Genomic DNA, 19,271 nt, shown 5'->3' with positions numbered 1-19,271 from the left:
AAGGGGTACAAGGCCGTTTCGGGTCTCTGGTGCGTTACACTGGCCGCCGTTCAATCGAGCCACCCCGCTCGCTCACATACAGCCGAGAAGCCTATGCCGTTCCGTCATTGCATCGTCCACCTGATCGACAAAAAACCCGACGGTACGCCCGCAGTCCTCCACGCACGCGACTCCGAACTCGCTGAGTCCCAGGCCATCGAGAACATGCTGGCCGACCTCAACGAGAGCTATAACGCCAAACAAGGCAAGGCCTGGGGATTCTTCCATGCCGAGTCTGGCGCGCACCCGTTCAGCGGCTGGCTCAAGGAGTACCTGGACGGCGGCAAGGATTTCACCGCGTTCAGCCGGATCGCGGTGGAGCATCTGCAAAAGCTGATGGAAGAGTCCAACCTGTCCGTGGGCGGCCACGTTCTCTTCGCCCACTACCAGCAAGGCATGACCGACTACCTGGCCATTGCCCTGCTGCACCACAGCGAAGGCGTGGCGGTGAACGATGCGCTGGACGTGACCCCGTCGCGGCATCTGGACCTCGGTCAACTGCACCTGGCGGCCCGGGTCAACGTTTCCGAATGGCAGAACAACAAAAGCTCCAGGCAGTACATCTCGTTCATCAAAGGCAAGAATGGCAAGAAGGTGTCGGAGTACTTCCGGGACTTCATCGGGTGTCAGGAAGGGGTCGACGGCCCCGGCGAAACCCGCACGCTGCTCAAGGCGTTCAGCGACTTCGTGGAAAGCGAAGACCTGCCGGAAGAGTCTGCCCGCGAGAAAACCAAGACCCTGGTGGACTACGCCAGCAGCCAGAGCAAAATGGGCGAACCCATGGGCCTGGAAGAGTTGTCCGGGTTGATCGACGAAGAGCGCCCCCGTGCGTTCTACGAGCACATCCGCAACAAGGATTACGGCCTGTCGCCGGAGATCCCGGCGGATAAGCGCACCCTCAATCAGTTCCGGCGCTTCACCGGTCGTGCAGAAGGCTTGTCCATCAGTTTTGAAGCCCACCTGTTGGGCGACAAGATCGAATACAACGAAGAAGCCGGCACCTTGATCATCAAAGGCCTGCCGACCCAGCTCACCGATCAACTCAAACGCCGCTGAGGGCCTGACGCGATGTTGATGCGCACCCTGAAGAAAGTCGTATTGATCATGCTGTTCGTGGTGGCTTACCAGAACTGGGGCAAGATCGAACACTTCTTCATCCCCTCAACCGGGGTCACGGCGCAAACCCAGGCTCAAGCCCAGGTGGTGCTGTACGCCACCGACTGGTGCGGCTACTGCAAACAGACCCGGCGCTTTCTCGACAGCAAAGGCATTCCCTTCAAGGAATACGACATCGAGAAATCCCCGGAAGGCCGCAAGGCGTATGAGGCCCTTGGCGGCCGTGGCATCCCGATGATTGACGTGAATGGCACGATCATCCGGGGCTTCAGCGAAGAGGAAATTCTGGCGGCGTTGAAGTGATTGCTTGAACTGCACCCCAAAAGCTGGGCACTTCTCCAGACTTTGGGGCGTTTTCATGGGCAAATATTCAGCACCGTTCAAAACGCAAACCTATCCTCCATCGGCCGCCTTCAGCCGGGAATTACTGTTCACCTCGTGGGACCGGCTTTAGCCGGGAAGAGGCCAGGCGTCTGCTGCATCTGCATCGACTGAAATACCCCTTCCCGGCTAAAGCCGGTCCCACGGTGTCAGGAACATTGTGCGACGCCTACGGAACCCAGCCGCGAGTTGCCTGACAAGACCGTCCAACTTTTCGGGGTCAGTTCACCTTCGTGGGACCGGCTTTAGCCGGGAAGGCTACTGTTACAACGCACCGGCCCACCCCGCTATTCAGCGCCTCTCAATCCCGAATCCGAACCGTGGAAAGTGCACATGCAAGACGCCCGCGCGTTGATCCTCACGACGCAGGATCAACGCCTCGCGCCCGCTGAACACCAGTTCGCCTTCAACCGGATCAACACCATAGTCGATGGCGGCAATCGCCACGTGATCGCCGGGCTTGAAGCCATTGGGGTCGACAAAAACCTCGTCCGGCAGCGCCGCTGGCGTCGATCTGGCGGCGATGTCCAAGGCCTCGGCTGAACTCAACTCGCTGGACGCACCGTGACCGAAACCCAAAACGCGACCAAGCCAGGCAACAACGTCGGGGTATTCATCCACCAAAGGCGCAGTAACCGGGGTCTGCTTGAGGAACCACAGCGTATGCGCCACGGTGAAATCAGCGATGGAAGGCTGGCCAAACAGAAAGTCACCGTTGCGCGACAACTGCAATTGCAGACGAGACATCAGCGTCGGCCATTGATGCCGCGCCTGCACCGCCGGCAGTCGGCTAGCGTTGCCGCTGTCAAACATACCGGCGCGGTCGGCAACAAACGCCTTGGCCATTTCAGGCGGTACCTTGGCGAAGCGTGCGGCCAGCGACTCCGGCTGAAACACCAGGCTCACGGCATGCAGGAACAACGTCGAGTCTGCCCATGCCGCGAAACTGCTGACCGTGAACTCCTGACCTTCGGGATAGAGCGTCGGGGACGCCTTTTCCTGCTCCAGGCGACGGGCGATCAACGCCGTGTCGCAGTAAATATCAGCGCCGATCTGCAATACCGGCGTCTTGCGATAACCACCGGTGAGCGCCGTCAGGTCGGGTTTGGGCATAATCGACGGGATGATCACCGAGCGCCAGGACAACCCTTTGAAGCCCAGCATCAAGCGGGCTTTTTCGGCGAAAAGGGAGGCTGGGTAATGGTGCAGGATGAGTTCGGTCATGATCGGCTGTCCGGCAGATGGAAAGCCAACAGCTTAACCGCCTGCGGGCCTGTCCGAGCAGCCTGATGTTGCGTCATCACAGGGATGGATCGACTCGCCTTGAAAACTCGCGGCCAGGCACTCTTTGGCGCGCTTGTTCAGCTTCTTGATCAACCGCTCCTGACGCAGCGCCTCGCCCTTGTCCGGCCAGGCTTCGACGTACACCAGCGCCACGGCGGGGCTGGAGCTGAAGTAGCGCGCGCCCTTGCCGCTCTGGTGCATGGCAAAGCGACGTTGCGGGTCGTTACTGATGCCGCAATACAACGAGCCGTTGGCCGCACGCACCAAATAGACGAACCAGGGCTTGCTCGCGGCGGGTTCGGAGGGCGTGTCGATAACGGCGGATGACGTGTCGTGCATGGCGGGCAAGTCGATAGACGCGAAAGCGGCGATTCTAGCAGAGCCTCAACGCACGGCCTGAAACGCTTTCAAGCCCTTTTGCGCCTGCGCACGAATGGCGTTCTGCACCAGCGGCGTCCAACCCAGTAACAGCCCTTTGACACCCAGCGCCTGACGCGACCAGCGCCACAGGTCAAAGTGATCGTGATGCTCGCAGATCTTGCCGTCACGAAACACGAAACGCGCCTGAATGTCGTTGACCACCGTGTTGCCGGTCTGGGTGAACAGGTAAGTCGCCACCCAGTGCGCAGCGCCGGTTCGCTCATCGGCACGCACGTTGTCGAAGGTCAGGGAGAAATCCTTGGCGCGAGACGTGAGCATGCGCCACATATCACCGGCCTGCGCGCCGCGCAGCTCGCCGAAAACCGGGTCGCTGAACACCACGTCGTCGGTGTAGCACGCGCTCATGGCCTCCGCGTCCAGCCGATTGAACGCCTCATAAAAGCGCGTGATCAGGGCGTTGTTGATCAGGCGTTTGTCTTCATCACTCATGCAGGCAATTCCATTGGAGCAAAAGGTGATTGCACGATAAGCGGCCAACCGAGGATTTGCCATGCCCATTCGCCTGGCAAATGCCGGGACTTAAACTTTTTCACTGCTGACCCGCACATACAGCGCCCGCCCCGCGCCCATACCTGCGACGATTGCCGCGACGCCGATTACCCCGAATATCCAGCCGATGGCGTCCCAGCCGCCGGTGACATCGTGCACGACGCCCACGGCGAAAGGCCCGATGGAAGCAATGGTGTAGCCAATACCTTGGGCCATGCCCGACAGGTTGGCGGCCACGTGGGAATCCCGGGAACGCAGGACAATCAGGGTCAGCGCCAGGCTGAACGCCGCGCCCTGCCCCAAACCCAACACGATGGCCCAACCCCAGAGGCCGTCCAGCGGCGCATACAGACAGCCGAACAGGCCCGCCAGCGTCAATGCCATGGCCAGCAGAATGCCCAGGCGTTGATCCTTGCCCCGTGTCGCCAGCCATGGCGCGGTCAAGGCGCTGACCAGTTGCACCATGATCGAACCGGACAGCAACAAACCGGCTTGCGTGGCCGTCATGCCTCGGCCGATCAGCACCGACGGCAGCCAGCCGAATACAACGTACGCCAGGGACGACTGCAGGCCCATGTACAACGTGACCTGCCACGCCAGCGGATCGCGCAGCAAGCCTCGCACGCGATACGCCACGTGGTGCACGCCATGCCCGCGCCGCGCCTGAGGCAACCACACGATGGCCGCCAGGAGCGCCGGGATCATCCAGAAGCCCAGGCCAATGGCCCAACTGTCATCGAAGTGCTGGCTCAACGGCACCGTCGAACCCGCCGCAATGGCCGCGCCCAGGCACAGCGCCATGGTGTAGACGCCGGTCATGGCCCCCGCCTGTTTCGGGAAGTCCCGCTTGACGATGCCCGGCAACAGCACGCCAATAATGCCGATACTGGCCCCGGCCAGCAGGCTGCCCGTGAACAGCCCGACCACACCGAAACAACTGCGCAAAACGATCCCCGCCGCCAGCATCAGCAAAATCCCGAACACCACCCGCTCACTGCTAAACCGGCGCGCCAGCCTCGGCGCCAACGGCGCGAACAATCCAAGACAGAGCACGGGCAGCGTGGTCAGCAAACCGGCTTCGGCGGCGGACAACCCCAGGCTGGTGGAAACACCGTTGAGCAACGGCGCAATGCTCGCCAGTGCAGGCCGCAGGTTCAACGCCACCAGCACCAGCCCCAACAGCAGCAGCAACGGCCGCTTGAGCGGCGGCCGGGGCTGTCCGACAGGAGCGTCGTCGGCTTCGCAGTCGATCAATTGAACGTCAATATCATGAGGCAGGGATGGGGTAATCGGGGTCGTACTCGCCGATGGCGCCTTGGTCGTCATGGGATTCTCATTGAGGGCAGAGTGTGTAACAGCGCATTGCGCAAAACGTGCATCCTGTTGGAGAACAAGGGCGAATACAAGTTTCAGGGCGTTGGACTAAAGGCTCCTCCCCCCCTCTCATTTGTCTTGGCCCGAATAATTGCGGCGCCTTTTTACCTGCAATTCGCAACAAAATCGCAAGACTCGTCCCTTTCGCTTGAGGGAAATTTCCTAGAAAATCCCAACCGCTTGCGCCTGCCGATCCGGGTGTCTAGGCTTCGTCGGTCGCTGCACATCAGCGATCGGGTTTAGTCGCCCGGATCAATAGGCGCATACACGCTCACCTTTAATGGTGGCTGTGCGCAGGGCACCTTCGGGTGCGCCGGTTTCCTATTGGCCGGTCGACTAACCTGTGGCACAGCCGCCACCCTTCGTTTAGTCGCGACGAGTGACGGCTCCTGACTTCAATAGGAGTTTCACATGGTCAAGATCACCCCCGATCCACCCCCGCCCGTACAAGAAGCCCTCAACTACGCCGCCGAACTGCTGCGCTGCGCAGCCGCCACCGCCTACGAAACCGGCGATCACCTGACCGGCGCCCAACGCGACCTGGCCTTTGCCGTGGTGCACCTGATAGACATGGCGCGCACGGCGGTTGAGAAATCGCTGGATCAACTGGAGGCTTGAAAAGCCCACGATAAACAAACGCTGAGGGAGCGAACTTGCTCACGAAAGCGGCGGTACGGCCAGGTCTGCCGAGCGAGCCGATCCTGTTGGCGAGGCTTGCCCGCGAGTCGGAGTTTCAGGCCCCATCTTTATCGCCTGAAACAGCGCCTTCGCGGGCAGCCTCGCTCCAACGAGCATAAAAAAACCCGAACACAAGGTCCGGGTTTTTTCACGCTTCCCGCTAAACCATCAATGCAAGATCTGACTGAGGAACAGCTTGGTCCGATCACTTTGCGGATTGTCGAAGAACTCGTTTGGCGGAGCCTGTTCGACGATTTCGCCTTTGTCCATGAAGATCACGCGGTTGGCCACGGTGCGGGCGAAGCCCATTTCGTGGGTGACGCAGAGCATGGTCATGCCTTCTTCAGCCAGGCCGACCATGGTGTCCAGTACTTCTTTCACCATTTCCGGGTCGAGTGCCGAAGTCGGCTCGTCGAACAGCATGATTTTGGGCTTCATGCACAGGGCACGGGCAATCGCCACACGCTGTTGCTGACCACCCGACAGCTGGCCCGGGTACTTGTGGGCCTGTTCCGGGATACGCACGCGCTCAAGGTAGTGCATGGCAATTTCTTCGGCCTTGCGCTTGGGCATCTTGCGGACCCACATCGGGGCCAGCGTGCAGTTCTGCAGGATGGTCAGATGCGGGAACAGGTTGAAGTGCTGGAACACCATGCCGACTTCGCGGCGGATGGTTTCGATCTGTTTCAGGTCCGACGTCAGTTCGGTGCCGTCCACGACGATCTTGCCTTGCTGGTGCTCTTCCAGGCGGTTCAGGCAACGAATGGTCGTTGACTTGCCGGAGCCGGAAGGGCCGCACAACACGATTCGCTCGCCCTGACGCACGTTCAGGTTGATGTCCTTGAGCACGTGGAACTGGCCGTACCATTTGTGTACGCCCTCCATGCGGATCATGCCTTCAGCGCCCAGAGGCTTATTGATAACTTCACTCATCACAAAACTCCTAACGCTTGTGGCCTGTGTCCAGCTTACGTTCCAAATGCATGGAATAGCGGGACATGCCGAAACAGAAGATCCAGAACACCAGGGCCGCAAAGACGTAGCCTTCGGTGGCCATACCCAGCCATGCCGGGTCGGCAGCCGCTTGCTTGACGCTGTTGAGCAGGTCGAACAGGCCGATGATGATCACCAGGCTGGTGTCTTTGAACAGGGCAATGAAGGTGTTGACGATGCCGGGGATAACCATCTTCAACGCCTGAGGCAGTATGACCAGCCCCATGGAGCGCCAGTAGCCCAGGCCCATGGCCGAGGCCGCTTCGTACTGGCCCTTGGGAATGGCTTGCATGCCGCCACGCACCACTTCAGCCACGTAAGCAGACTGGAACAGGATGACGCCGATCAAGGCGCGCAGCAGTTTGTCGAAGTTCATTCCTTCCGGCAGGAACAGCGGCAGCATGACCGAGGACATGAACAGCACGGTGATCAACGGCACGCCGCGCCAGAACTCGATGAACGTGACGCAGACCACCCGCACCGCCGGCATGTTCGAGCGACGCCCCAGCGCCAGCACGATACCCAGCGGCAACGCACCGGCGATGCCGACGGTGGCGATCACCAGCGTCAACATCAGGCCGCCCCACTGACTTGTCGCCACGTTGGTCAGACCAAACGCGCCGCCATGCAGCAGGAAGAATGCAACCACCGGGTAGATGAACAGGAAGCTCAGGCCGTAGACGGCTTTGCGCGGGAACCGGGAGATGAACAGCGGCGCAACGCCTACAATCGCCAGGATCACGGTCAGGTCTACACGCCAGCGCAACGCGCTAGGGTAGTAGCCGTACATGAACTGACCGAAGCGCTGTTCGATGAACACCCAGCAGGCGCCGGCCTTGGTGCAGTCGGCGCGAGTCGTGCCGACCCAGTTGGCGTCAATGAATGCCCAGCTCAGAATCGGCGGGACAATCAGGTACACCAGATAGATCGAGAACAGGGTCAGCAGCGTGTTGAGCCAGCTGGAGAACAGGTTTTGCCGCATCCATGCCATGGGGCCGAACACCTTGCTCGGCGGGGGCATATCGGGTTTGAAAATATGGGTAGTCATGGGCGCTTCCTCACCGCTCAATCAGCGCAATGCGCTTGTTGTACCAGTTCATCAGCAGGGAAATGCTGATACTGATCGCCAGGTACACGCTCATGGTGATGGCAACGACTTCAATGGCTTGCCCGGTCTGGTTCAACACCGTACCGGCAAACAGGGAAACCATTTCCGGATAACCGATACCGGCCGCCAGCGAGGAGTTCTTCGCCAGGTTCAGGTATTGGCTGGTCAACGGCGGAATGATCACCCGCAGTGCCTGCGGAATGATGACCTTGCGCAACGTAGGCCCCGGACGCAGCCCCAGGGAGCGGGCCGCTTCCGTTTGTCCGTGACTGACCGACGCGATCCCCGACCGAACGATTTCGGCGATGAACGCTGCGGTGTACACCGTAAGCGCCAGGGTCAGGGCCAGCAGTTCAGGGATCATTACCCAGCCGCCCACAAAGTTGAAGCCTTTGAGTACCGGCATTTCCCACTGCACGGGTGCGCCGAAGAGTGCCGCGCACAACGCCGGGATGACGATGATCAGCCCCAGGCCGGCCCAGCCCTTGTGAAACGGTTCGCCCGTGGCTTCAAAACGCTTGTTGGCCCAGCGAACCATCATGACCACTGCAACAATGGCCAGCACAACGCTGATGATAAACGGCCATGTGCCTTCGGCACCCAGCGCCCTTGGCATGTTCAGGCCACGGCTGCTGACGAAGAACATTTCGTTGTAACCATGAGCCTGACGCGGCCCCGGCAGGGTCAGAAATACCGCGAAGTACCAGAACAGAATCTGCAGCAACGGCGGAATGTTGCGGAATACCTCAACGTAGACAGTTGCCAGCTTGTTGATCATCCAGTTGGGTGACAAGCGTGCAACGCCGATGACGAAACCCAGCAGCGTCGCCAGGACGATACCGATGAACGAAACCAGCAGGGTGTTGAGCAAGCCGATGACAAACACGCGGGCGTAGGTGTCCGATTCCGTGTAGTCGATCAAGTGCTGAGCAATACCGAAACCGGCACTGTTCTGTAGAAAGCCGAAACCCGAGGTGATGCCACGATGTTCCAGGTTGGTCTGGGTGTTGTCGAACAAGAACCAGCCCATCGAGATCACAGCCACTACGGTAATGATCTGAAATAACCACGCGCGCACTTTCGGGTCGCTCAACGAGAGCTTTTGCTTGGGTGCGACGATTTGCTTTTCCATTGAATGCCCCAGGAAAAATGGAACAGAACAACGCCCGACAACCTGTTCAGGTTGCCGGGCGCAGGGTCAATCAGCGAATTGGAGGAGCGTACTGAATGCCGCCTTTGTTCCACAGAGCATTTTGCCCACGCTTGATTTTCAGCGCAGTGCCTTCACCCAGGTTGCGTTCGAACATTTCACCGTAGTTGCCGACCTGCTTGACGATCTGCACAACCCAGTCTTTCGGCAGTTTCAGGTCTTTGCCGTACTCACCGTCAGCGCCGAGCATACGAGCGACGTCCGGGTTCTTGGTGGATTTGGCTTCGGCTTCAACGTTTTTCGACGTCACGCCCGCTTCTTCAGCGTTCAACATGGCGAACAGCGTCCACTTGACGATGCTGAACCACTCTTCGTCGCCTTTACGCACGACCGGGCCCAGAGGCTCTTTGGAGATCACTTCTGGCAGAACGATGTAGTCGTCCGGCTTGGCCAGCTTGCTGCGCTGTGCGTAAAGCTGCGATTGGTCGGAAGTCAGAACGTCGCAACGGCCGCCTTCCAGGGACTTGGCGCTTTCGTCGGAGGTGTCGAACGTGATCGGGGTGTATTTCAGACCGTTGGAACGGAAGTAGTCGGAAACGTTAAGCTCGGTGGTGGTACCGGCCTGGATACAGATGGTTGCACCATCCAGTTCCTTGGCACTTTTAACGCCCAGCTTGTTGTTAACCAGGAAGCCGATGCCGTCGTAGTAAGTCACGCCGGTAAACACCAGGCCCATGCCCGCATCACGGGAGCTGGTCCAGGTGGTGTTACGCGACAGCATGTCGATTTCGCCCGATTGCAGCGCAGTGAAGCGCTCTTTGGCGTTCAACTGGCTGAATTTCACTTTGGTCGCATCACCGAAGACGGCAGCAGCAACAGCGCGGCAGACGTCGGCGTCAATACCGGTGATCTTGCCGGTGGCATCAGGAACGGAGAAACCTGGCAAACCATCGCTGACGCCGCACTGTACGAAGCCTTTCTTCTGAATAGCGTCCAGTGTTGCGCCTGCCTGAGCGAAACTGCTCACGCCCAGTGCTGCTGCAGCGGCAACTACGGCCAGGGTGGATTTCAACATCTTCATTCAAACCTCCAGTTTGCTCTTTGTTGTGTGGGAGCTTGAGCCCCGCCGCACCCTTGTGAGGCACTGATGACCCGTGCTGGCTTTTTTTTGGGTCATGCGGCGTAAGACCCGGATCATGAGTCGAGCGCAAGATCATCTCGTCACTCGTATCACGACCCCTAAACGGCCTACCGGATTCAAGCCCCATGATGTTCCTGGACCCCTCAGGTACAGGACGAACCGTGCCGAAAATCCTGATGCATGGATTCCGTGCCAGCCCCGGCGGTGATCAGTTATATGCTGATAGTGTTACCGACCGAGGTGAGCGTCTTCACTCCATCGTTCTTATAGCAAAGGCCGTACCAGCATGGTTTCAGAGCTGTTTTAACGACAGGTCAATAGAAAAACTTGTAACCTTGCGACATCTTCTTTCATTTTTGACGACCCGTGCACCGCCTTAACGCACCGCAAAAGAGCGACTGCACACACATGGAGCACACATGAGCGAAACACTTGTTCTAGAGCCTGTTCAAACTGCCGACTCCTGCGTTATATGGCTGCACGGGCTTGGTGCCGATCGTACCGATTTTGAGCCCGTCGCCGGATTTCTGCAGAGATCCCTGCTGACTACCCGCTTCGTTCTGCCTCAGGCACCGACCCGTGCTGTAACGATTAACGGCGGCTACGCCATGCCGAGCTGGTACGACATAGTGGCGATGAGCCCCGCCCGCGCTATCGATCACGACCAACTGGAGGCGTCAGCCCTGATGGTTTTGAACCAGGTGGAAGCGCAACGCGACAGCGGCATCGATCCGGCGCGGATTTTTCTGGCCGGTTTTTCACAAGGGGGTGCGGTGGTGCTGCACGCCGCGTTCCGTCGCTGGCAGGGCCCCTTGGGCGGCGTGCTCGCACTCTCTACTTATGCACCCACATTCAGTGAGCAGATGACACTTTCGGCCAGCCAGCAACGCATCCCGGTGTGCTGCTTGCATGGTAAAAACGATGACGTGGTCCAGTACGGCATGGGACGTGACGTTTATGAGCGGCTTCAGGCCCTGGGCGTCACCGTTACATGGCAGGAATACCCAATGGGGCACGAAGTGTTACCGCAGGAGATTTCCGACATCGGCAACTGGCTGCGCAACAACCTTCGGTAACACCGTTTAAAGGACGCCTCTGCAACGCGCCTCCCGGGCGCTTGTTGTAGCCCATTCTGGATGACACTACGCCGCGCCCGATTCTTGCTTTACACTGCTCGGCGTACATTCCTTAATCAATTGACGAGATGACCGTGCTCAAAGCACTTAAAAAGATGTTCGGTAAAAGCGAGGCTGAGCAGCTCGCGCCTAGCCCTGTTGCATCCTCCCCCGCCCCTGTCAGCCCTGTTGTTGACGATCTGCAGGAACGTCATGCCCAGGTTCCGGCTGCGTCCGGCGCGTCTGCTGCCCGGGAATCAAGCGCGGAGCCTGTCACGGCCGAACCGGTCAGTTCCTCGAAACCAAAGTCCGAGCGCCCACGTCGCGAACGCGCACCCAAGCCCCCGGCGGTTATCTGGAATCTCGAAGATTTCGTCGTAGAGCCTCAGGAAGGCAAGACGCGCTTCCATGATTTCGCCCTCGCGCCGGAGCTGATGCACGCGATCCAGGACCTGGGTTTTCCTTATTGCACGCCGATTCAGGCGCAGGTGCTGGGCTATACCCTCAGGGGCCAGGATGCCATCGGCCGCGCCCAGACAGGCACGGGCAAAACCGCCGCGTTCCTGATTTCGATCATTTCCCAGTTGACCCAGACGCCGCCGCCGAAAGAACGCTACATGGGCGAGCCTCGGGCACTGATCATCGCGCCGACCCGCGAGCTGGTGGTGCAAATCGCCAAGGACGCCGCCGACCTGACCAAGTACACCGACCTGAACGTCATGACGTTCGTGGGCGGCATGGACTTCGACAAACAGCTCAAGCAGCTTGAAGCGCGTCATTGCGACATTCTGGTGGCTACGCCGGGCCGCCTGCTGGACTTCAACCAGCGCGGCGAAGTGCATCTGGACATGGTTGAGGTGATGGTTCTCGACGAAGCCGACCGCATGCTGGACATGGGTTTTATCCCGCAGGTGCGTCAGATCATTCGTCAAACGCCGCACAAGGGTGAACGCCAGACCTTATTGTTCTCTGCCACGTTCACCGAAGACGTGATGAACCTCGCCAAGCAGTGGACCACCGAGCCTGCCATTGTCGAGATTGAAGCCTTGAACGTCGCCAGCGAAATGGTCGAGCAGCATATCTATGCCGTGGCCGCAGCCGACAAGTACAAGTTGCTCTACAACCTGGTGACCGATAACGATTGGGAACGGGTGATGGTCTTTGCCAACCGCAAGGATGAAGTGCGTCGTATCGAGGAACGCCTGGTACGTGATGGCGTGAATGCCGCGCAGCTTTCCGGCGATGTGCCGCAACACAAGCGCATCAAGACGCTGGAAGGCTTCCGTGAGGGCAAGATTCGCGTGCTGGTGGCGACCGATGTCGCCGGGCGCGGGATTCACATCGACGGGATCAGCCACGTCATCAACTTCACCCTGCCGGAAGTGCCGGACGATTACGTACACCGCATCGGCCGCACTGGCCGAGCAGGCGCCAGTGGCGTGTCCATCAGCTTTGCCGGTGAAGACGACTCGTACCAGTTGCCGTCTATCGAAGAGAAGCTGGGCCGCAAAATCAGTTGCGAGACGCCGCCGGCCGAACTGTTGAGGCCCGTGGTTCGCAAGCACTGATACAACTACCGTACGCCACACACAAAAGCGCCACCCTTATGGGGTGGCGCTTTTTATTGCGTGACGTCAGTCCGTGCCGTACTTGGGCGAGCGCGGCCCGTACAACATACCGGCAGGCTGCCCGGCCGACAGCAAGCGGCTGCTGGCAACTCCGGCAACCGGGTGACCCGCGTCCGTGGCGCTGTTGATGATCTGCTTGACCGCAGCGGTGACCAGCATGCCGATCAACCCCCCGCCACTGTTATTGTTCCCCTCGTCGCTTGAGGCTGAAGCGGTTCCGGTCCACAACGCCGCTCCGGTGCGCAAGTCCACCAGTTTGGCGGTGACGGAAACGATGGTTTGGCTGCTGATGACAATATAGCTCGTGCCGTATTGCTTGACGGTGATGTACATCGCCGCGTCGGCACCAAAGATCTCCCGCAGCTTGGCGGGCGAGGTTTGCTGGATGTCGTTGGCATTGGTCAGGCCGTTATTGCGAAACGTCTCGTCCACAAGCGCGACCGGCAGAACGTAATAGCCCGACTCGGCCAGCGGGTAAGTGACCTGGGAGTACAGGCTGTACGTCGCCTTGACGTCTGGCGACTCGTTCACCGGTGGCAACACCAGAATGGAACGAGGTTTGCTTTCCTTGAACGCCGAGTAGTCGATCGTCCTGGGCTGCACACAACCGGCCAACAGGGTCCCGGCAAAAAGAGCTGCAGCGATCTTTAAACTGAGCGCATTCATTGGGTGGCTCCTGCTGTCTGGACGTTCTTGAGCAGGAAGTCCATATAGGTCGCAGACTCTGGAAACAGGGCCTTTTCCGTGCGCAATTGCTGCACCATCTGGTCGTCCTTGCCGAGGCTGCCGTAGAGCATGCCCAATTGAGCGTGATAACCGGGCGGTGCGCTGGCGTTGGTAGAACGCATCTTTTGAAGGTCCTCTTCCAGCTTGGCGATCTGGGCTTCCTTGGATTCACCTTTGAAATACTCGTACACCTCAGGCTGATAACTGCCCCACTGGTACAAGGTTTTTGGTTGTTGCACGCAACCTGTCAGGCACGCCCCTGCAACCAGAATCACGGCGCATACGCGCGATGAAACACTGCTACTGCTGATCAACATTACAAAATCCCTTTTTTGATATCAGTTCGCGGTCGGCTTCCAGGCGCCGCTGTCCAGCGCGCGCACCATGCTGTTGACGGCTTCGCGCATGGCCAGGTCAAGGACCTTGCCATTGAGTGTGGAGTCATAGCTGGCCGTACCGCCAAAGCCGATGACTTCGCGGTTCGAGAGTTCGTACTCGCCTGCACCCTGGGTCGAATACACCACCTCGGAGGTACTGATATTGACGATGTTCAAGGCGACCTTGGCGTACGCAATCTGCGACTTGCCACGGCCCAGCAAGCCAAACAGCTGCTGATCACCCACTTCCTTGCGCCCAAACTCAGTCACGTCGCCCGTGACCACGTAGTCGGCGCCCTTCAAACGCTGTGTCGTGGACTTGATGGCGGCTTCCTGCTTGATTTCCGCCATGTTGTCGCGGTCCAGCACGCTGAAGCGATTGGTTTGCTGCAAGTGCGTAATCAGGATGGTCTTGGCTTGGCCGCCAAGGCGATCGACACCGTCGGAAAATATCCCACGCATGTAGCTGGACCGGTTATCAAACTTGCCAACCGCGATGGGGTAGCGAACGCCCGTATACACAGCGCCTGCACTGTCAACCTTGGCTACCGACAGAGCTCTTGAGCTCTCGGTGGCGGCACAGCCGCCGATCAGCACAAAAGCTGCCGCCGTCATCCCTGATATCAAAACCTGTTGCAGCTTTTTCACACTCATACTCCGAGCCTTTTCTAGGGAACAACCTGTCGTCAACGCCGCAGTTGCCACGGCGTTTTAAACGATCAGTTCTGGATGTATCTGCCGAAACCGACGAAAGTGTAACTTTTTACGGGAGCGATAGCTCAACGCTATTAGCGCGCATGCGTGGACGACTCAACGCAAAGGCGTCACTTCCACCGCTCAGCCGCCGCATGATCACTGTCACGGCCTTCTACCCAGCGCGCCCCTTGGGAAGTGTTTTCCTTCTTCCAGAACGGTGCCCGGGTCTTGAGGTAATCCATGACAAAGTCGCAGGCTTCGAATGCCGCCTGACGATGAGCGCTGGCCACGCCGACAAACACGATGGGTTCGCCCGGTTCCAGCGCCCCCACCCGATGCAGCACCTCAAGCTTGAGCAGCGGCCAGCGCTGTTCGGCTTCCTCGGTGATCTTCGCCAGCGCTTTTTCGGTCATGCCGGGGTAATGCTCCAGGAACATGCCCGCCACTTCCCGGCCTTCGTTGAAGTCACGCACGTAACCGACAAAACTCACCACAGCGCCCACGCCCACGTTCGCGGCATGGAGCGCGTTGACTTCCATTCCCGGATCAAAAGGTGCCGACTGGACCCGAATTGCCATGATCAGCCTCCGGTCACGGTGGGGAAAAACGCCACTTCGTCGCCAGCCTGCAATGGCTCATCAAGCTGACACAGCTCCTGATTGCGGGCACACATCAGGCTTTGTTCCGCCAGCACCTGCCAAACCCCTTCGCGCTGCAACAAGTGCTGGCGCAGGTCTTCAATGGTGGCGAAGTCACCTTCCAGTTGCTCGCCATCCCGGCCAAGGGTTTCACGATAACGGGCGAAATACTGAACGTGCAGGGTCATTGCGCCTCCGCTTGCGAATCGTCCGCAATGAAGTGGCCGCTTTTGCCGCCCAGTTTCTCCAGCAGGCGCACGGACTCGATCACCATGCCGCGATCAACCGCTTTGCACATGTCGTAAATGGTCAATGCCGCGACACTGGCGGCGGTCAAGGCTTCCATTTCCACCCCGGTCTGTCCGGCCAGCTTGCAGCGCGCCAGAATTTGCACGGTGTCTTCGCCTTCCGCGCTGAGTTCGACCTTGATGCTGGTGAGCATCAACGGATGGCAGAGCGGGATCAGGTCGCTGGTTTTTTTCGCCGCTTGAATACCGGCGATCCGCGCCACGGCGAACACATCCCCTTTGGGATGCCCGCCACTGACGATCATTTGCAGGGTTTGGGGCTGCATGCGTATGCGAGCCTGGGCCACGGCTTCACGGAACGTCACGGCTTTATCGGTGACGTCGACCATATTGGCGCGACCTTGGGAATCGAGGTGAGTGAGCACAAGCGTTACTCCTGAACAGGAGCGGGGATTGTAAACCCAAAACGCAGCGCGACAGGCATTGCCGATTCGCGGCAACGGTGTGGTCGGCTTCAGCCGGAAAGAGGACATGCCTGACGCAGAAGATGCGTGGAATGCATGGTCCTCTTCCCGGCTGAAGCCGGTTCCACGGTGTTTACGACGCTTGCTACAAATGCGACTCCGCGTACTCGGCCAGGATTGAGCGCGGCACGCCTTGCAGCGAGATGTGCACGCCGTTGGGGAAGTCCTTGAAGCGCTCCGTGAGGTAGGTCAGCCCGGAACTGGTGGCCGACAGGTAAGGGGTGTCGATCTGCGCCAGGTTACCCAGACAGACCACTTTGGAACCGGCGCCCGCGCGGGTGATGATGGTCTTCATCTGGTGCGGCGTGAGGTTCTGGCATTCGTCGATCAGAATCAGACTTTGCTGGAAGCTGCGACCCCGTATGTAGTTGAGGGATTTGAACTGCAACGGCACTTTGCTGAGGATGTAGTCAACGCTGCCATGGGTGTTTTCGTCGTCCATGTGCAAGGCTTCAAGGTTGTCGGTGATGGCGCCAAGCCAGGGCTCCATTTTTTCGGCTTCGGTGCCGGGCAGGAAACCGATCTCCTGATCCAGCCCCTGCACGCTGCGCGTGGCGATGATGCGGCGATAGCGTTTGCTGACCATGGTCTGCTCGATGGCAGCGGCCAGCGCCAGGATCGTCTTGCCGGAGCCTGCGGCCCCCGACAGGTTGACCAGATGGATATCGGGATCGAGCAGGGCAAACAGCGCCAGCCCCTGATAGATGTCCCGTGGTTTGAGGCCCCAGGCTTCCTGATGCATCAGGGGTTCCTGGTGCATGTCCAGGATCAGTAATTCATCGGCCTTGACGCCTTTGATCCAGCCGACGAAACCCTGTTCGTCGATGATGAACTCGTTGATGTGAACCGCCGGCAGGTTATCGGTCAACTGCACGCGGTGCCAGGTGCGGCCGTGATCCTGACGGGTCTCGACCTTGCTGACGCGGTCCCAGAACGAACCGGTCATGGTGTGATAGCCACGGGACAGCATCGACACGTCGTCGACCAGTTGATCCGTGCTGTAGTCTTCTGCGGCGATCCCGCACGCCCGCGCCTTGAGACGCATGTTGATGTCTTTGGTGACCAGCACCAGACGCAAATCCTTGTCGCGTGCGTGCAGGTCAATCAACTGGTTGATGATGATGTTGTCGTTCAGGTGTTCCGGCAGAAGGCTGTTGGGCTCCTCGCGCTTGCTCATCAGGATGGACAGAAACCCCTTGCGCACCCCCGTACCGCGATCAATCGGTACGCCCTGCTCAACCTCCTCGGGGGTGGCTTCGCCCAGGGTCTTGTCGATCAGGCGAATCGCCTGGCGACATTCGGCCGCAACGGAGTGTTTACCGGCCTTGAGCTTGTCCAGCTCTTCGAGGACGGTCATGGGAATGGCGACGTGGTGCTCTTCGAAATTCAGCAGGGCATTTGGATCATGAATCAATACGTTGGTATCGAGCACGTAAAGGATTGGCTGGTTTGAGGAAGGGGTGCGTCCGTGATCATCCATACTCGCTCACCTTTATAAAAGCCAAGCGACGCAGAACCACAACAACGACTACTGCGCCACGAAAAGGCCGCCGGGCTTTCTCCTTCAAGCAGGAGAAAAACGCTCAAGGTGGAGTCTTGGGAGACGCCACCTGTGTTGCAGGTTTCGGCGGTCTGTAGTGGTAATACCGCAAAACCTATGACAGAAAAAAGCTCTTTGACACTTTTTTGAAGTTTATTTCACAGTATGACGAATAGCCCTTGGCGACCTGCCCCGGCGCGTTTACAGTCGGAAGTCCTCCCCGCTTGAAATTGCGTACCCGCCGTCACACATTCCCCATTCAAATGCGTGCAACCCCTTGTTATTCGGGCCGCTCAGGGATGTTGTGACAGTCATCCCACACCAACTCGCTCAACGCTGTATTGGCCAGCAATAACGGCACGGCCGATTGCACCCTGGCACTGGCGTCGTGAAACACCACCGTCCCGCGTCGCCACAACAGCATCAGGCTGATGAGTCGATCACTGATCTGCTCGACAGACAGACGCCCGCTGGCGTCCTGGGCGTCCAGCGTCCAGAGGGAAACCCGCAGGTTCTGGTCGCGAAAAAACTGTCCGCTGTCGGCACGACGATGGCCATAGGGCGGGCGGAACAGCGGGATGTAGTTGTCAGGCAACAGTCGCTGGGTCAGCGCCGCGCTGCGCTGTACCGAACTTTGCCAATCCAGCCACTGGCTGTGGGACCGGTATTCCCACCCTTGAATGCCAACGCATTGCAGTCTGTACAGCGACTCAAGCGCTGTAGCGGATTCAGCCTCGAGGCGCTCCTGCAGGCTTTTGCCCAGCACGAAAAATGTGGCGTTCATCTTCTGTTGGCGCATGAAATCCGTCAGCCAGTCAGTGCCGCCATCGGCGCCCGTGGGCCCGCCATCGAAATTGAGCTGGAAGGTTCGGTCCGCCATTTCATCGCCGCTCAACTCGTCGGAGTTGTAGCGGGCAATTTCACTGCTGGTCTGCGGGAACAAGGCGGCCTGGTACAACAGTTCATTGAGATAGCGCTCATGAAAGGCCGCACTGGGCTCCGCCCATTTCGCGTAAAACGAGTCGTCAGCGATTTTGAACTCGGCTGCCCGTGCGCGCAGCATGTCCATGTCCTCGACCAGCACGCAAAACGAGGCATCCTGGGGACAGCTCTTCTGGGCGTTCAGATAGTTTTCCAACAGTCGCGTCCAGAGCCGGTGCCGAACCAGATTCAACGACGGCACATTCACGTAACGCAGCCCCAGACGACGCTTGAGTCCTTCTTCATCCAGGTCTTCGCTCAACAACAGCTCATGAGCAAAACCGAGAATCTCCGCCCGGGACGCGACGTCGAACAAATCGGGGCTTTCCAGCCGCTCCGGCCAACTGCTGCGGTCTATGGTCGCCAACGGCGGCAAGGCCGCATGGGCCTGAACCCAGAACAGACACGCGCAAACTGCTAGAAACTTACGCAAAACCAGACGCTCCCTTAACCGCCAGACTAACGCCGCACTATAGCCCAAATGCGCGGCATGACTGATGTCAGTGGCGATACAAAGAACATGCGTTCACACCGGTCACCCGGTCGATATGTCGATATAGAGGTCGACTGGAATACCGATTCGCGGGCAAGACTCGCTTCAACG

20 protein-coding genes and 1 pseudogene are annotated in these 19,271 nt (G+C 59.1%); 5 read left to right on the top strand and 16 right to left on the bottom strand.

Annotated features, from left to right (window positions below; all coding sequences use genetic code 11):
• Positions 1-93: 93 nt before the first annotated feature.
• Complete coding sequence (gene yejK / locus ACP7B0_RS09730; RefSeq protein WP_426141063.1) at positions 94-1,095, top strand: nucleoid-associated protein YejK; 1,002 nt, start codon at positions 94-96, stop codon at positions 1,093-1,095.
• A 12-nt stretch (positions 1,096-1,107) separates the two neighbouring features.
• Positions 1,108-1,458 (top strand): glutaredoxin family protein, encoded by a 351-nt coding sequence (locus ACP7B0_RS09725; protein WP_426141061.1) that lies wholly within the window; start codon positions 1,108-1,110, stop codon positions 1,456-1,458.
• Positions 1,459-1,827: 369 nt separating this feature from the next.
• On the opposite strand, the gene ACP7B0_RS09720 is transcribed toward ACP7B0_RS09725, so the two are convergent.
• The 4 genes from ACP7B0_RS09720 to ACP7B0_RS09705 form a co-directional block, all read right to left on the bottom strand.
• Entirely contained in the window at positions 1,828-2,760 is a 933-nt protein-coding gene (locus tag ACP7B0_RS09720; protein ID WP_426141060.1) for a glutathione S-transferase family protein, read from the bottom strand.
• A gap of 33 nt (positions 2,761-2,793) precedes the next feature.
• Entirely contained in the window at positions 2,794-3,159 is a 366-nt protein-coding gene (locus tag ACP7B0_RS09715; RefSeq protein WP_426141058.1) for a GIY-YIG nuclease family protein, read from the bottom strand.
• A 45-nt stretch (positions 3,160-3,204) separates the two neighbouring features.
• Positions 3,205-3,690, bottom strand: a complete 486-nt coding sequence (locus tag ACP7B0_RS09710) for a nuclear transport factor 2 family protein (RefSeq protein WP_426141057.1) — start codon at positions 3,688-3,690, stop codon at positions 3,205-3,207.
• 90 nt (positions 3,691-3,780) lie between these two features.
• Entirely contained in the window at positions 3,781-5,076 is a 1,296-nt protein-coding gene (locus ACP7B0_RS09705) for a CynX/NimT family MFS transporter (protein ID WP_426141056.1), read from the bottom strand.
• A 459-nt stretch (positions 5,077-5,535) separates the two neighbouring features.
• Between ACP7B0_RS09705 and ACP7B0_RS09700 the strand changes: the two genes are divergently transcribed.
• Complete coding sequence (locus tag ACP7B0_RS09700) at positions 5,536-5,742, top strand: DUF6124 family protein (RefSeq protein ID WP_426141055.1); 207 nt, start codon at positions 5,536-5,538, stop codon at positions 5,740-5,742.
• Between the two features lie 228 nt (positions 5,743-5,970).
• On the opposite strand, the gene ACP7B0_RS09695 is transcribed toward ACP7B0_RS09700, so the two are convergent.
• The 4 genes from ACP7B0_RS09695 to ACP7B0_RS09680 all read right to left on the bottom strand — a co-directional run bounded on the left by ACP7B0_RS09695 (position 5,971) and on the right by ACP7B0_RS09680 (position 10,134).
• Positions 5,971-6,735 carry an amino acid ABC transporter ATP-binding protein gene (locus ACP7B0_RS09695; RefSeq protein WP_426141054.1) on the bottom strand — a complete coding sequence of 255 codons (765 nt, stop codon included), beginning with the start codon at positions 6,733-6,735 and terminating at the stop codon, positions 5,971-5,973.
• A 10-nt stretch (positions 6,736-6,745) separates the two neighbouring features.
• The gene (locus ACP7B0_RS09690; protein WP_426141053.1) at positions 6,746-7,843 is read right to left on the bottom strand and encodes an amino acid ABC transporter permease; all 1,098 of its coding nucleotides are present in this window, start codon (positions 7,841-7,843) and stop codon (positions 6,746-6,748) included.
• A gap of 10 nt (positions 7,844-7,853) precedes the next feature.
• On the bottom strand, positions 7,854-9,035 hold the full coding sequence (locus ACP7B0_RS09685) for an amino acid ABC transporter permease (RefSeq protein ID WP_426141052.1): 1,182 nt from the start codon (positions 9,033-9,035) through the stop codon (positions 7,854-7,856).
• A 70-nt stretch (positions 9,036-9,105) separates the two neighbouring features.
• Complete coding sequence (locus ACP7B0_RS09680) at positions 9,106-10,134, bottom strand: amino acid ABC transporter substrate-binding protein (RefSeq protein WP_426141051.1); 1,029 nt, start codon at positions 10,132-10,134, stop codon at positions 9,106-9,108.
• 479 nt (positions 10,135-10,613) lie between these two features.
• Between ACP7B0_RS09680 and ACP7B0_RS09675 the strand changes: the two genes are divergently transcribed.
• A complete protein-coding gene (locus ACP7B0_RS09675) occupies positions 10,614-11,270 on the top strand; it encodes an alpha/beta hydrolase (protein WP_426141050.1) in 657 nt (218 codons plus the stop codon).
• Positions 11,271-11,608: 338 nt separating this feature from the next.
• Positions 11,609-12,877: pseudogene (gene rhlB, locus ACP7B0_RS09670) on the top strand (ATP-dependent RNA helicase RhlB); the annotation flags it as partial.
• Positions 12,878-12,943: 66 nt separating this feature from the next.
• Here the strand turns inward: rhlB and ACP7B0_RS09665 are convergent.
• The 8 genes from ACP7B0_RS09665 to ACP7B0_RS09630 all read right to left on the bottom strand — a co-directional run bounded on the left by ACP7B0_RS09665 (position 12,944) and on the right by ACP7B0_RS09630 (position 19,100).
• On the bottom strand, positions 12,944-13,603 hold the full coding sequence (locus ACP7B0_RS09665; RefSeq protein ID WP_426141049.1) for a DUF799 domain-containing protein: 660 nt from the start codon (positions 13,601-13,603) through the stop codon (positions 12,944-12,946).
• Positions 13,600-13,980, bottom strand: coding sequence for a DUF4810 domain-containing protein (locus tag ACP7B0_RS09660; RefSeq protein WP_426141048.1), 381 nt, complete (start codon positions 13,978-13,980; stop codon positions 13,600-13,602). Before ACP7B0_RS09660 ends, ACP7B0_RS09665 begins: the two co-directional genes overlap by 4 nt.
• A 21-nt stretch (positions 13,981-14,001) precedes the next feature.
• Positions 14,002-14,694 (bottom strand): CsgG/HfaB family protein, encoded by a 693-nt coding sequence (locus tag ACP7B0_RS09655; RefSeq protein WP_426141047.1) that lies wholly within the window; start codon positions 14,692-14,694, stop codon positions 14,002-14,004.
• Positions 14,695-14,864: 170 nt separating this feature from the next.
• Positions 14,865-15,314, bottom strand: a complete 450-nt coding sequence (gene moaE / locus ACP7B0_RS09650; protein WP_426141046.1) for a molybdopterin synthase catalytic subunit MoaE — start codon at positions 15,312-15,314, stop codon at positions 14,865-14,867.
• Between the two features lie 2 nt (positions 15,315-15,316).
• Positions 15,317-15,562 (bottom strand): MoaD/ThiS family protein, encoded by a 246-nt coding sequence (locus ACP7B0_RS09645; protein ID WP_426141045.1) that lies wholly within the window; start codon positions 15,560-15,562, stop codon positions 15,317-15,319.
• Entirely contained in the window at positions 15,559-16,047 is a 489-nt protein-coding gene (moaC, locus tag ACP7B0_RS09640) for a cyclic pyranopterin monophosphate synthase MoaC (protein ID WP_426141044.1), read from the bottom strand. The genes ACP7B0_RS09645 and moaC overlap by 4 nt, the downstream gene beginning before the upstream one ends.
• A gap of 184 nt (positions 16,048-16,231) precedes the next feature.
• Entirely contained in the window at positions 16,232-17,626 is a 1,395-nt protein-coding gene (locus ACP7B0_RS09635) for a PhoH family protein (protein WP_426141043.1), read from the bottom strand.
• 340 nt (positions 17,627-17,966) lie between these two features.
• Positions 17,967-19,100, bottom strand: coding sequence for a polysaccharide deacetylase family protein (locus ACP7B0_RS09630; RefSeq protein ID WP_426141042.1), 1,134 nt, complete (start codon positions 19,098-19,100; stop codon positions 17,967-17,969).
• Positions 19,101-19,271 lie beyond the last annotated feature (171 nt).

Source organism: Pseudomonas sp. DWP3-1-2 (genome assembly GCF_049896285.1).
Classification (GTDB): Bacteria; Pseudomonadota; Gammaproteobacteria; order Pseudomonadales; family Pseudomonadaceae; genus Aquipseudomonas.
Note: the sequence above shows the minus strand (reverse complement) of the source record. Positions and strands in the feature narration are given on the sequence as shown.